The sequence below is a fragment of the Neolewinella antarctica genome, from assembly GCF_011927835.1.
Classification (GTDB): Bacteria; Bacteroidota; Bacteroidia; order Chitinophagales; family Saprospiraceae; genus Neolewinella; species Neolewinella antarctica.
On sequence record NZ_JAATJH010000001.1, the window covers coordinates 202,040 to 214,670 of the forward strand.

General features: G+C 53.0%; 12 protein-coding genes. 10 read left to right on the forward strand and 2 right to left on the reverse strand.

The features are described from left to right. Positions 1-62 precede the first annotated feature (62 nt). The 6 genes from GGR27_RS00840 (at position 63) to GGR27_RS00865 (ending at position 4,578) form a co-directional block, all read left to right on the forward strand. Positions 63-998 (forward strand): mechanosensitive ion channel family protein, encoded by a 936-nt coding sequence (locus GGR27_RS00840; protein ID WP_168035506.1) that lies wholly within the window; start codon positions 63-65, stop codon positions 996-998. Between the two features lie 157 nt (positions 999-1,155). Then, on the forward strand, positions 1,156-1,599 hold the full coding sequence (locus GGR27_RS00845) for a hypothetical protein (protein WP_168035507.1): 444 nt from the start codon (positions 1,156-1,158) through the stop codon (positions 1,597-1,599). Between the two features lie 104 nt (positions 1,600-1,703). Further along, positions 1,704-1,913, forward strand: a complete 210-nt coding sequence (locus GGR27_RS00850) for a hypervirulence associated TUDOR domain-containing protein (RefSeq protein WP_168035508.1) — start codon at positions 1,704-1,706, stop codon at positions 1,911-1,913. 156 nt (positions 1,914-2,069) lie between these two features. Beyond that, positions 2,070-2,759 (forward strand): hypothetical protein, encoded by a 690-nt coding sequence (locus GGR27_RS00855; RefSeq protein ID WP_168035509.1) that lies wholly within the window; start codon positions 2,070-2,072, stop codon positions 2,757-2,759. 36 nt (positions 2,760-2,795) lie between these two features. Next, positions 2,796-3,290 (forward strand): hypothetical protein, encoded by a 495-nt coding sequence (locus tag GGR27_RS00860; RefSeq protein WP_168035510.1) that lies wholly within the window; start codon positions 2,796-2,798, stop codon positions 3,288-3,290. A gap of 46 nt (positions 3,291-3,336) precedes the next feature. After that, positions 3,337-4,578, forward strand: coding sequence for an AI-2E family transporter (locus tag GGR27_RS00865; RefSeq protein WP_168035511.1), 1,242 nt, complete (start codon positions 3,337-3,339; stop codon positions 4,576-4,578). On the opposite strand, the gene GGR27_RS00870 is transcribed toward GGR27_RS00865, so the two are convergent. Next, on the reverse strand, positions 4,507-5,631 hold the full coding sequence (locus GGR27_RS00870) for a DUF819 family protein (RefSeq protein ID WP_168035512.1): 1,125 nt from the start codon (positions 5,629-5,631) through the stop codon (positions 4,507-4,509). The two genes, GGR27_RS00865 and GGR27_RS00870, sit on opposite strands and share 72 nt — an antisense overlap. A gap of 2 nt (positions 5,632-5,633) precedes the next feature. Next, a complete protein-coding gene (locus GGR27_RS00875; RefSeq protein ID WP_168035513.1) occupies positions 5,634-6,176 on the reverse strand; it encodes a SixA phosphatase family protein in 543 nt (180 codons plus the stop codon). A 402-nt stretch (positions 6,177-6,578) separates the two neighbouring features. On the opposite strand from GGR27_RS00875, the gene GGR27_RS00880 reads away from it, so the two are divergent. The 4 genes from GGR27_RS00880 to GGR27_RS00895 all read left to right on the forward strand — a co-directional run bounded on the left by GGR27_RS00880 (position 6,579) and on the right by GGR27_RS00895 (position 12,624). After that, positions 6,579-7,832 (forward strand): proline dehydrogenase family protein, encoded by a 1,254-nt coding sequence (locus tag GGR27_RS00880; protein ID WP_245184352.1) that lies wholly within the window; start codon positions 6,579-6,581, stop codon positions 7,830-7,832. Between the two features lie 296 nt (positions 7,833-8,128). Next, on the forward strand, positions 8,129-9,931 hold the full coding sequence (gene typA / locus GGR27_RS00885; RefSeq protein WP_168035514.1) for a translational GTPase TypA: 1,803 nt from the start codon (positions 8,129-8,131) through the stop codon (positions 9,929-9,931). A 191-nt stretch (positions 9,932-10,122) separates the two neighbouring features. After that, on the forward strand, positions 10,123-11,586 hold the full coding sequence (locus GGR27_RS00890) for an NAD-dependent succinate-semialdehyde dehydrogenase (RefSeq protein ID WP_168035515.1): 1,464 nt from the start codon (positions 10,123-10,125) through the stop codon (positions 11,584-11,586). A 66-nt stretch (positions 11,587-11,652) separates the two neighbouring features. Continuing rightward, positions 11,653-12,624 (forward strand): NAD(P)H-dependent flavin oxidoreductase, encoded by a 972-nt coding sequence (locus GGR27_RS00895; RefSeq protein ID WP_168035516.1) that lies wholly within the window; start codon positions 11,653-11,655, stop codon positions 12,622-12,624. The last annotated feature ends 7 nt before the right edge of the window (positions 12,625-12,631 follow it).

Below are 12,631 nucleotides of genomic sequence, written 5' to 3' on the forward strand. Positions count from 1 at the left end.
GTGTACGAACAACCACCCCCCGCCTTTTGTATAGAGCCAAGTAACTTATTCAACTTACCTACATGTTTTTATTCAAATTGTTTGGCCTGGAACTGGATTTTGCCCCCCTTACGGAGGAACTGAAAGACTGGTGGGAAGCGGTACTCCATCATTTGCCAAACATCATTCTGGCCCTGATCGTAGCCGTTATTGGTTACGTAGTCGCTAGTTTTCTGAAAAAGTATTTTGACAAACTGAGCCGCCGTTTGGTCCGTGACCGGACCATTCAGCTACTCGTCAGTAGCATTTTGACGTCCGTGTTGGTGATCATCATCATGATGCTCATCCTCTCGGTGCTCAACCTGACCGGGGTGGTGAACACAATCGTCGGCGCCGCCGGGGTGATCGGCCTCGCGCTGTCCCTCGCCTTTCAGGATCCAATCCTCAACTTCTTCAGCGGTATTCTGCTAACCATCAAGCACCTGTTCGAGGTCGGTGATCTGATCGAAGTAGAAGGCTACATGGGGATCGTAAAGGAGATTAACCTTCGCCACACGTCCATTCAGACGCTTCAGGGGCAGGACGTAATGATCCCCAACAGGATTGTCGCGCAAAACCCACTCAAGAACTATAATAGTCTCCGAATGCGTCGGGTCGACCTGGAGTGCGGTGTTAGCTACGGAGACGATTTAGGGAAGGTTAAAGAAGTGACCATCAAAGCCATAAAAGACAACGTTGAGTACGATGAAAAGCGCGACGTGCAGTTGTTCTTTACGGAGTTCGGTGACAGTTCCGTCAATTACTCCGTTCGATTTTGGCTGGACCAGGCCAAAACCGCGCAACCTGATTATTTACGCGCGAAGAGCGATGCGATCATGGCGATCTTTAACGCCTACAACGACAATGACATCATGATCCCGTTCCCCATCCGTACGCTGGACTTCGGAATAAAGGGCGGCGAAAAGCTGAACGAAATGCTCACCCATGCGGACGCCGGCCGGCCCGTAGGGAAGAACTGAAAAGAAATCTTCACCCAAGAACCGGAAACGAACATCTAGTTAGGGAAGGTGGTTTTATACCCGTTAACATTCCCTTTTTTACAAATCCCCCACCGCAATTACTACAGCGGGTACCGGGGCAGCAAAAAAATCAATTATGAAACTACGTACAATAACCATGGCTCTCCTTCTCGCTTTCGCGGGCGTTTTCTACAGCTGCGCCGAAGGTTCCGAAGCCGACAGAGACGCCGACGAGATGGTCAACGAAACCGAAAACGCAATGGCTAACGTCGGTGCCGAAATGCGCGAGGAAAGCAACGAGATGGAGCGCGAATTCAAGGAAACGCGTATGAAGATCAACACTCGCCAGGAGGAAATCGAAGCCGACATGGAAGATGCTTCCGATGAGGCCAAGGCCGAAATGCAGGAAGAGTGGAACGAGCTCGACCAGTGGGGCAACGACATCGATAGCCGCATGGACCGCGTTGGCAACAACATGGAAGCTGGCTGGAAGGACTTCAAAGGCGACGCCAAGAAAGGGTGGAGCGACTTCAGCAACGAGTCACGCAAGACCATGAATGACGTGGAGCGTTACTTCGATCCAGAAGGTGACCTCGACTAATTTCTGAGGGAATCTTCAAGTCGCGCCTAAGCGAAAACAATCTAACCCGATAAACAGCAGACCTTACGGTAAACTGTTTGTCGGGTTTTTTAATTAGAGTCAACATGATAAGAACAGGAAGCAAGGTCAGTTGGAAGTGGGGTAACGGTACCGCGGAAGGAAAAGTAAAAGAAACGTGGTCGGAGGAAGTCACGCGAACCATCAAGGGAAGCAAAATTACCCGCAAGGGAGAAGAAGGAAACAAAGCGCTGCTCATCGAGCAAGAAGACGGGGATGAGGTCCTAAAGCTAGAATCGGAGGTAGAAAAAGCGTAAGGTGTTGGCTACTACTTCTTAAAGTCGGATTCTTCGTCCTTCCGCAATTGGACTTCGCCCGGCGGCTCGTTATCTCGTTGATTAACGGCTACCTTATCTTCGATGGACGGTACGAACACGCCCAGCATTTTGCCGTTCGATTAACAAATTAATGCGATGCGCTTACTTACGATAGTTCTGTTCCTGGTTTCCGCCACTTCCTACGCCCAAGTTTCCGAAGGCAGAGTGACGTTCGATGACACTTCTTTGCAATCCCTGCGCATGAGTATCGATGCTTCCGCCGACGAGGTAGAAGAAGCCTGGGAAGATTTTTGGGAAGATCGTTACGACATCGACATCGATAAACTGGACAAGGACCGCAACAGCATGGCCTTCTTAGCGGAGCAAATATCCCTACCGATCATCGGTGCCAAGAACGTGAACTTCTACAGCAAAATCACCGAGACGGATAACCGGTCGGATGTGGCTATGGCATTCGCCTTCACGGAAAGTGACGTCGTAACCCGGGTATCTCACCCAGAATCCTACCGAGCTGCGGAAGCCATCATGATTGAATTCCGTACCAAATTTTATACCAACTACTTCGATGAGCAGATGGAGGACATTCGAGATGATCTGGAAGACGCGCGTGACGACAGCCAGGACGACTCGAGGGACGCACAGAAGGCCCGCAAGAAGATCGCTAAGTACGAAGACAAGATCGAGGATTACCAGGAGCGCATTCAGAAAATGCGTGACGAAGTAGGCGACGAGCTCGAAAGCTCGGAGGAAAAGGCCGTGCGCGCCGCGCAACTAGAAGCCAAACTCCGCGACCTCGAACAACGACGCGCGCGTTACCTTCGTTAGAAATACAACTTACCCTCACAAAATTACTAAGCTTTTATGGCTACCGGTACCGCCCAAACCAACCCACCCGATCTCAAAGACCACACGAATTTCGATACCGGTGCCCACGCGCGCACCTACGGAATCATTCTCGGTGTACTGACGGCAATCTATCTGATTGTCCTCAATTTTATCTACCCCGACGATATTCCCATGGGCCTGAGGTTTGCTAAGCACCTCATCATTATCCCCGTGGTGTGGTACGCCGCCGGAAATTACGCGAGTAAATTACCGGACAACAAAGTATTCAAGGCGGAGATTACCTACCTCATGAGCCTGGCGGCTTACACGGCCGTTACGCTCGTAGCCATTAACGTACTGGTTTACATCATCACTGGCACCTCTTTCGAGCAATTCATGCAGGATGGTGACGCTTTTGCCGGAATGATGATCAATTGCGGGTTCGTTTTCTTTGAAACGGTTGTTTTCGTTATGGTCGTCAGTTTTATCGTGTTGCAGGGCTACAAAGGCGGTGGCTCCCCGGAGGATTGATTTTTACTCAGGCAAACCCAGCAGACTTGTTTCAAATTACAATCCGATGATTGCGGGAAAGCCAAGAAAACTTACGGCCAGTTTCAGCATTCAGCGGCTGGCTTACTACATGATCTGCCTGTGTATCGTACTCTCCGTACTGTACGTCGGCAGATCTTTTTTTATACCCATTATTTACGGGATATTTTTCGCCTTCATGCTGAAGCCAATTTGTGATTGGTTTGAAGCGGGGGTCAAGAATAGGGTAGTAGCGATTATCCTTACGTTGCTCACGGTCTTCCTTACCCTGGGAGGGATTTTTACATTCTTTATCATCGAGATAATGGACGTCGTCAGCGAAGCCGACGGAATCGTGACTAACATTCAGAATAGTGCATTTGACCTGTTTGCGTACGTTGGCAGCTTTCTTGGCATGCGGGAGCGCGAATCTTTCGCACTGCTCAACGAGCAAATTGCGGGGGTAACGTCCGCCCCGATTAGTTTGCTAACGAGCGGCTTGTCTACCTCCGGCACGATGTTGACGAACTTCTCTCTGATCGTCATCTATACTTTTTTCTTCTTACTCTACAGCACCGCGCTTCGACAATTTCTCCTTGGCCAGTTGCGGGGGTCGAAGGAGCAGGAGGGGCAAGCAACGATCAAGGAAGTGCAGGAAGTCGCCAAAAATTACCTGGGCGGCATGCTGACCGTGATGTTGATTCTGGGGGTCCTCAATAGTTTGGGTTTGTGGGTAATCGGTGTTCGGTTTCCCCTCGTATGGGGCTTCCTCGGTGCCATGCTCGCCATTATTCCCTACGTCGGCACTTTTATCGGGGGGTTGTTGCCCTTTCTCTACGCCGTGGCAACGCTCGATTCCTTTTGGCAACCCGTTGCCGTGATCATCTTGTACATGACCGTCCAGTCATTTGAAGGGAACTTCATCACACCAAAAGTAGTTGGCAACAGCGTGAAGATTAACGCACTCGCAGCCATTTTGTCTTTGATTTTCGGTGCGTTATTTTGGGGCCTGGCCGGCGTCATTCTCGCTATTCCGCTGCTGGCAATGCTGCGGGTAGTGCTGGCTCACATCGATGCCACAAAGCCAGTTGCGCTGTTGCTGAGCGATGATCTTTACGCCCACGCCGACCTATTCAGTAGCAGGTATAATCGTGATCGTTACCGACTGCGAAGCCTTTTTAAAAGCACTAAACCGTTAGACGGCGGCGAGGTACCCTCGCTACTGACTCCACCAGGCGACCAAATTAGCCAGGCTGATACCCAGGTAATTACCGATGCCGAACCCAAATAGAGACACCGCAATGCCGGCGGCCAGTAGGCGCTGATTTTTCAACGATGCGGCGACTTGCACGACAAATACCGGGCCGTAAAAGGCTGCTACCGAACTCAGGATGACCGTATCACGGTCCAGATTAAAAAGGCGGCTCAAAAGCAGGTGCAGGGTAGTGGTGGCGAAGAGAGCAAGGAAAGAGAACCAGAGTAGATCCATCCCGTTGGAGGCTAAGTCTCTGAAGTCTGCCATCAAGCCCAACGCTACGGAAAATACGAGGATAAAGTATTCGCCGAGCGGGTACGTATTTCCCAGTCGGTCAACGATCGGCAAGCTAGCTACGATGAGCGAGAGCGTGGTCAAGGTCAAAATAATGATGGTGAGGCCGTGATCTGATTCCGGAAAAAGCAGACCCGTTCCTACCGCCAACGCCACGACTACCAGCGAGGCAATTAACTGCGGCACCTGACGGCGTAACGGGACCGTGATCGTCTCGGTTTGTACGACCTCTTCCTCCTCGCCCGGGGTCGCTCGAAAAATTCGGGCGTAGATGCTCGGGAGAAATGTAATTAACCCCAGCAGATAAGCACCTCCCAGGAGTACGTCCGCCGCCTGGATCAGGACCAGGTAACTAGCCGGTGCCTCCAGCGCGACGCCAATCGCCTGCACGTTAGGCGTGCCTCCGGTATACAGCCCAACGAGCATGCCGCTAATTTTCCAAGCATCTTCGATGCGGTCCGTCATGTACAGCCCGACCAGGAGCGTACAGATCAAGCCCGACACACAACAGAGTAGAAAACTGAATAGCATCGTTCTGGCGTACCGGAGGCTATCTCCGATCCTCACCGCGAAGAGTAACAATGGCAGCCCGATGAGCATGCTGGCCCCGGCTACCTTCTCGAGTAGTTCGTTGTCGACGGACCAGAGGTGTGCGTTGCTGACCAGTATTCCGACTAAGTAGCAAGCAATAATGGCGCTCAGCCAACTCGGAAACTTGCCCTCGCGCTCACCCGCCCGTGCGGCCAGGGGAAACAACAGGCAAAGGCCGACGCTCAGGAGTGTCGAGATGACCACGCTCAGTAGCGGTCTTGGTTGGTGCGAATTTTGCCCCGGCGGTTGATCTTTATTCGGTAGATATTGCCGAAATCGTCCTCACTTATTCTCGGGAATTCATCGCCGCCGGCCAGTTTATCGGCCAGCGTTGGCGTCGTGTTACTGTGACCAACGATTAATACGGTCTTGCCCGGATACTTCTTCTTGACCGTCTCGGCAAAAGCACTTAGGTTGCCGGCGTCGTAGGACTGTACTTGCAGGCCAAAAGCGCGGGCGGTCGGGGCGGCGGTTGCCTGGGTCCGTTTAGTGTCCGTGCTGTACACGGCGACTATCTTTTCATTCTTCAATTCACGCGCCAAGTCTTCCGCGCGGGCTTGTCCCGCCTCAGTGAGCTCCGGATCGTCCCCGCCTTGCTTTTCGGCGTGCCGTACGAGGATGAAGGTCGTCGTCTTTCCGGCTGTATCGTCATCACCGTCGGATGTTGTAGATGAGTTGGCCCCGCAGGCGAAAATCAGGGGCGTAAGAATGGCTAGGCAAAGTAAAAAGAACCAGGGTCGTTGTTGCATATAGTTAGAAGTACTGAGGGTCACCGGAGGTTTAAACCAGTCTACGATTGACTGAGGAGGACAAAACTAAGAATAAAATTAACGGCAGTTTGGCGCAAGCCAGGGGAGGAGGGCCATGCTTCCACTGAGCGCCCACGATCTTCGCGGCACGCAGGAGGACTCTGGGTGACGGACTTACTTTTTTTGCCGTTCGGTCGCCCGCTTTCAGCTTCGGTATAAAGATTTGCGTGGGCTGCGTCTCGGCGCGACCCGGCACCCGCGTCCGCGCCCTCTTTGTAATAACAGTGATGGCATTTGGTGCAGCGGGTAAAAAGAAAAATACGTGCAACACAAGCGCGGAATCGTTGTTACGGAAGACGAATATTATTCGTCAACGCCCTGTGGGGTGCCAAAGAAAAAGCTATGAAAGATGCATCCGGGCCAGTAAAGAGTTTCCCACTCGCGGAAGCCGCGGTACGAGACTTCAACGGGCGCCAGTTGCCAGACTTTTCCGATTCGGAGCAGACATTTCGCCACATTACGGACGGTAACCTCAAGCAAACCGCCCTGCTATTTAAATTGATGGGTCAGCCCCAACTGACTAACCTACTATCGACCATCGGTCTGCCGGCGGTTAAGTTGGGTCTACCCGGGGCTTCCTGGATGGTACGCAAGACCGTCTTCCCTCAATTCGTCGGCGGCGTAAGCCTCAACGATAGTTTGCCAACGATCGAAAGACTACACGAGCGGGGCGTTACCTCGATTTTGGATTACGGCGCGGAAGCCAAAAACGCCGCCGCCGACTTCGATGTATTTACCGAGGAAGTGAAGAAAGCCATTCATTTCAGTGCCGAAAACGGTGCCGCCGTGGCCGCAGTGGTGAAAATTACCGGCTTGGCCGATGATCACATGCTGGAAAAGCTGAACGCCAGCGTCCCCGATCTTGACGGTGATCTGAGCAACTACCCCAAACTACAAAACACCATCGGGCGCCTCGAAGGCATTTGCCAACTCGCGGCGCAGCATAGCGTCCAGGTTTACATCGACGCCGAGGAAAGTTGGTTGCAGAACACGATCGACGCGCTAGCCGCCCTGATGATGCAGCGTCACAACAAGGAACAGGTTATCGTCCTTCACACCTATCAACTGTACCGCCACGATCGACTCCAACTCCTCAAAGACAGCCACCAAAGGGCGCTCGAATACGGTTATTTATTGGGCGCAAAACTGGTCCGCGGCGCGTACATGGTAAAAGAAAACGCGCGGGCGGCCGATGGAAACTACCCAACGCCAATCCAACCTAGTCTGGAAGCAACCCACCGTGATTATAACGACGCGGTCCGCTTCTGTATCGATAATGTCGAGACGGTTGGCTTTTGCATCGGGAGCCACAACGAAGAAAGTGTACGGCTCACTTGCGAACTGTTGCGGCAGAAAAATCTTCCGGCAAACACGCCACACGCCCAGTTTGCCCAGCTTTACGGCATGAGCGATAACCTCACCTTCAACTTGGCCGCTGGTGGCTACAACGTCAGTAAGTATATGGTCTACGGACCAGTGAGCGAAGTCCTGCCGTATCTCGTACGCCGCGCGCAGGAAAACACTTCCGTCACCGGAGAAATGGGAAGGGAGTTAAAGTTAATTCGCACGGAGCTCGAACGGCGCCGGGTAGGCTAAGCCTTTCCGCGAATTGATGACTGCTTTGTAAGATTGTCCGCCATAAAAACACGGAAGCACAAAAATGTAACCAGCTTACGTCTTTGTGCTTTTGTGGCTAAACGACTTTGCTTCACCTTAGCACATAGGTAGCCGTAGCGAGTTAGCTCAATTCACATTGATGAGGGTCACGTAAGCCGCGCGGATGGCACATTATTATTTGAGTGGTTTTAAGCAAGAAAGATAACTAGTCACGCCAAGTGAAATATAACTATCTTTGCGCCCGCTTAGCGTACCTCCCCAACAGAACCTAGTTTATGGATATTCGTAACATCGCCATCATCGCCCACGTCGACCATGGCAAAACCACGCTGGTAGATAAAATGCTACTGGCCGGCCAACTCTTCGGTGACCACGAGCGCCCCGGTGAACTCATCATGGACAGCAATGACCAGGAGCGGGAACGTGGTATTACCATTTTGGCCAAAAACGTATCCATTACTTACAAGGGTACGAAGATCAACATCATCGACACCCCCGGTCACGCCGACTTCGGTGGTGAGGTCGAGCGCGTTCTCAACATGGCCGACGGCGTCCTACTGCTCGTCGATGCCTTTGAAGGCCCGATGCCCCAGACACGTTTCGTGATGGACAAGGCCCTGAAACTCGGCCTGAACCCACTCGTCGTCGTCAATAAGGTAGATAAGCCTAACTGTACGCCCGACGAAGTACACGAGATGGTCTTCGACCTGATGTTTTCGCTGGACGCTACGGAAGAGCAGCTTGATTTCCCCACCATTTACGGTTCTGCCAAGAACGGCTGGATGAGCACGGACTGGAAGAACGAGACGGACTCCATCGTTCCCCTTCTGGATGCGATCCTGGAGCACATCCCCGGACCGGTCATCGAAGAGGGCAACACGCAGTTACTCGTCACCAGCATCGAGTTCAGCAAGTACATCGGTAGAATGGCCATCGGCCGTCTGAGCCGTGGCACGCTGAAAGCTAACCAGCAGTTAACGTTGATTAGCCGCGAAGGCGTGGAGACGAAAGCTAAGGCCCGTAACCTCTACGTCTACGAAGGCTTCGGCCGCGTAGAAGTGGACGAAGTACAGCCCGGTGACATCTGTGCCATTTTTGGTGTCGACGGATTCGAGATCGGTGATACGATCGCAGCCGCCGAGGATCCCGAAGCACTGCCCACCATCGCCATCGACGAGCCGACGCTTTCGATGACGTTCACGATCAACGATTCACCGTTCTTTGGTAAGGAAGGTAAGTTCGTAACGAGCCGCCACATCAAGGACCGCCTGACTGCGGAACTAGAAAAGAACTTGGCTCTTCGCGTAGAAGACACGGAAAGCGCTGATAAATTCCGCGTCTTCGGTCGTGGTGTTATGCACCTTTCGGTACTCATCGAAACGATGCGCCGGGAAGGTTACGAGCTCCAGATCGGTCAGCCGCAGGTTATCATCAAGGAGATCGACGGTCAGAAGATGGAGCCGGTGGAGGAATTGACGATCGACCTACCGGAGGCAATGTCCGGAACGGCCATCAACATGATCACGCAGCGCAAAGGCATGATGCTGAGCATGACGCCGAAAGCGGAGCGGATCATTCTCGAATTTGAAATCCCTTCCCGTGGTATCATCGGTCTTCGGTCCAACATGCTGACGGCAACGCAGGGTGAGGCGATCATGACCCACCGTTTCAAGGAATTCCAGGAGCACAAGGGAGACATCCCCGGACGTATGAACGGCTCGCTCATTTCCATGGAACTCGGTAAAGCCATTCCTTTCTCCATCAACAACTTGCAGGATCGTGGTCGTTTCTTCGTCGACGCCGGTGAGGAGATCTACGAAGGGCAGGTGATCGGTGAGAACAACCGGGCGAACGACCTGGTGATTAACGTAACCAAGACCAAGAAGCTGACCAATATGCGTTCTTCCGGAGCGGATGACAAGGCGCGCCTCGTGCCACCCCGTAAGTTCACGCTCGAGGAAGCACTGGAATACATCCAGGGTGACGAGTACGTAGAAGCTACGCCCGAAAGCATCCGCCTGCGTAAGGTCTTGCTCCGCGAAGCCGAGCGTAAGCGCGGTCACAAGATCACTAACTAAGGAATCAACGCCTTAGCTACGTAAAAACGAAAGCGGTGCCGATGAAGATCGGCACCGCTTTTTGCGTTGGTGGTTTTATCAGGGTGTTATCTAGCTAATCGGTAATTTCCGTGCGCTTTACTTAATTTTACTGCACCCCGATAGCTATCGGGGCCGCGCCCAAATTATTGTCGCGGCTTTAAGTACTTACCATGACAAGATCACACGATAAAAACCCGCCTAACTTAGTATTCACCGAGGCTCTAATCGGGAATGAATGGTGCCCGGCATCTTCCGGTAAGAAATTTGCAGTCACCGACCCCGCAAGCGGAAAAGTGCTCGCTGAAGTGGCGGATTGCGGTCCCCAGGAAGCAGAACGGGCCATCGATTCGGCCGCAAGTGCCTTGCCAGAATGGAAATTACAAACGGCAAGAGAGCGCGCCAATCTATTGCAAAACTGGTATAAATTAATCGTTGAGCATAAAGAAGCACTCGCCCAATTAATGACTGCCGAACAAGGCAAGCCCCTGGCGGAGTCCCGTAGTGAGGTCGACTATGGCGCATCCTTCGTACGGTGGTTCGCCGAGGAAGCCAACCGCACCGACGGCGACATCATCCCCGCAACGAATAAAGAGCAGCGAATCATCGTAATTCGCGAACCGATCGGCGTGGTCGCGGCCATCACGCCCTGGAATTTCCCCATCGCCATGATTACCCGCAAGGTGGCGCCGGCGCTCGCCGCGGGCTGTACGGTCGTCGTGAAGCCGTCGGAGGATACACCACTGTGCGCACTGGCGCTCGGCGCCTTGGCCATCGAGGCGGGTTTCCCGGAGGGCGTTCTCAACATATTGCCATCCAACCAAGCAAAGGAGGTAGGAGAGATACTGACGACGCACAAAACAGTCAAAAAGCTAAGTTTCACTGGGTCCACGGCAGTAGGGAAGCTGCTGATGAAGCAGTGTGCGGGTACGGTGAAAAAGATGTCGTTGGAATTAGGTGGAAATGCCCCTTTCATCGTGTTTGGGGACGCAGATGTTGAGGGCGCGGTCGCGGGTGCCATGATAAGTAAGTTCCGCAATGCGGGACAAACCTGTATTTGTGCCAACCGGATTTACGTACATACGAATGTTTACGATGAATTCCTGGCTAAGCTAATCGTACGCGTAATAGCATTAATTACCGGACCGGGGGCAGGGGAGGGCGTCACCATCGGACCGCTCATCAATGCCTCAGCCGTAGCGAAAGTGAAACGCCTGGTCGATCAGGCCATCGGAAAGGGAGCTGTACTGACTTACCAAGCCGAGCTAACCCATTCAACTGATCGGTACTATCCGCCCACGATATTAACTGAGGTAGACGAATCGATGGACATCGCTCAGGAAGAGATCTTTGGCCCGGTGGCGACTATCTTTAAGTTTACTAGCGAAGAAGAGGTGATACAACGTGCCAACGATACCGCTGCTGGCCTGGCCGCTTATTTCTACGCAAAGGACGCCGCGCAAATCTGGCGCGTTGCCGAAGCACTGGAATACGGCATGGTGGGTATCAACACCGGCGCCATATCCACCCCCGTCGCACCCTTCGGCGGCATCAAAGAATCGGGCTTCGGCCGGGAGGGCGGTAAGTACGGCATTGACGAGTACCTCACGACGAAATACCTCAACTGGCAAATCTGACTTTAATGTGGGTTGTATTGTGCGCGGACCCTATGCGTAAAGGCGAAAATTCGCTACCTTGGTCGCATGAAAAGTCGTCAAGAAATCCTAGCCAGTCTTAACCTGGATATTCCGGTTGTAGCCTCCCCAATGTTCATCGTCAGCCGCCAACAACTCGTTATCGAGTGTTGTAAAAATGGCATCCTCGGTACCTTCCCCGCGCTCAATAACCGGACGACCGAAGGGTTCGAAGAATGGGTGATCGAAATCAAGAAAACACTCGCGGAAGAAGAAGCCCGTCTCGGTAAGAAGCTTCCCCCGTACGGCGTGAATCTGATCGTTCACAAAACTAATCCGCGCGTCATGCCGGATTTAGAAGTCATCGTACGCCAGCAGGTCCCCCTGGTGATCACTTCCCTCGGTGCCGTTAAGGATGTCGTCGATGCCGTGCATTCCTACGGTGGCTTAGTGTTCCACGACGTGACGAACACCTACCACGCACAAAAAGCAATCGACGCGGGCTGTGACGGTCTTATTCTCATAACCGCCGGTGCCGGTGGCCACGCCGGAACGCTTAACCCCATGCCCTTCGTCACCGAGATCAGAAAGATGTGGGATGGCGTTATTCTGTTGGGCGGCGCGATCTCCACGGGCAACGACATCGCCGCTTGCCTGCAGATGGGCGCCGATCTTTGCTACATGGGTACTCGTTTCATCAACACTCAGGAAGCCATGGCTGACGAAGGCTACAAGAAAATGATTATCGACTCCGGTACGCGGGAAATCATCTACACCGCTTCCGTATCCGGCATCCCCGCCAACTGGATGGTCGGTAGTCTCGAAGCCGCTGGCATCACCAAAGATATGTGGGACCAGAAAGCCAAAGCCGATTTCGGTGCCGAGCACGAAGCTAAAGCTTGGAAAAATCTTTGGAGCGCGGGACAAGGCGTAGCCACGATCCACGACAATCCCCCCGCCGCCGAACTCATCGCGACCTTGAAAAAAGGAATGCTCACCGCCATGCAGGAGCAAAAGGACCGCTTGGCGGTATACGCATAAATTATTA

Coding starts and splice junctions, on each gene's coding strand:
- GGR27_RS00880 (WP_245184352.1), top strand. CDS start 6,579: ATGAAAGATGCATCCGGGCCAGTAAAGAGTTTCCCACTCGCGGAAGCC.
- typA (WP_168035514.1), top strand. CDS start 8,129: ATGGATATTCGTAACATCGCCATCATCGCCCACGTCGACCATGGCAAA.
- GGR27_RS00875 (WP_168035513.1), bottom strand. CDS start 6,176: ATGCAACAACGACCCTGGTTCTTTTTACTTTGCCTAGCCATTCTTACG.
- GGR27_RS00860 (WP_168035510.1), top strand. CDS start 2,796: ATGGCTACCGGTACCGCCCAAACCAACCCACCCGATCTCAAAGACCAC.
- GGR27_RS00895 (WP_168035516.1), top strand. CDS start 11,653: ATGAAAAGTCGTCAAGAAATCCTAGCCAGTCTTAACCTGGATATTCCG.
- GGR27_RS00865 (WP_168035511.1), top strand. CDS start 3,337: ATGATTGCGGGAAAGCCAAGAAAACTTACGGCCAGTTTCAGCATTCAG.
- GGR27_RS00890 (WP_168035515.1), top strand. CDS start 10,123: ATGACAAGATCACACGATAAAAACCCGCCTAACTTAGTATTCACCGAG.
- GGR27_RS00845 (WP_168035507.1), top strand. CDS start 1,156: ATGGCTCTCCTTCTCGCTTTCGCGGGCGTTTTCTACAGCTGCGCCGAA.
- GGR27_RS00855 (WP_168035509.1), top strand. CDS start 2,070: ATGCGCTTACTTACGATAGTTCTGTTCCTGGTTTCCGCCACTTCCTAC.
- GGR27_RS00840 (WP_168035506.1), top strand. CDS start 63: ATGTTTTTATTCAAATTGTTTGGCCTGGAACTGGATTTTGCCCCCCTT.
- GGR27_RS00850 (WP_168035508.1), top strand. CDS start 1,704: ATGATAAGAACAGGAAGCAAGGTCAGTTGGAAGTGGGGTAACGGTACC.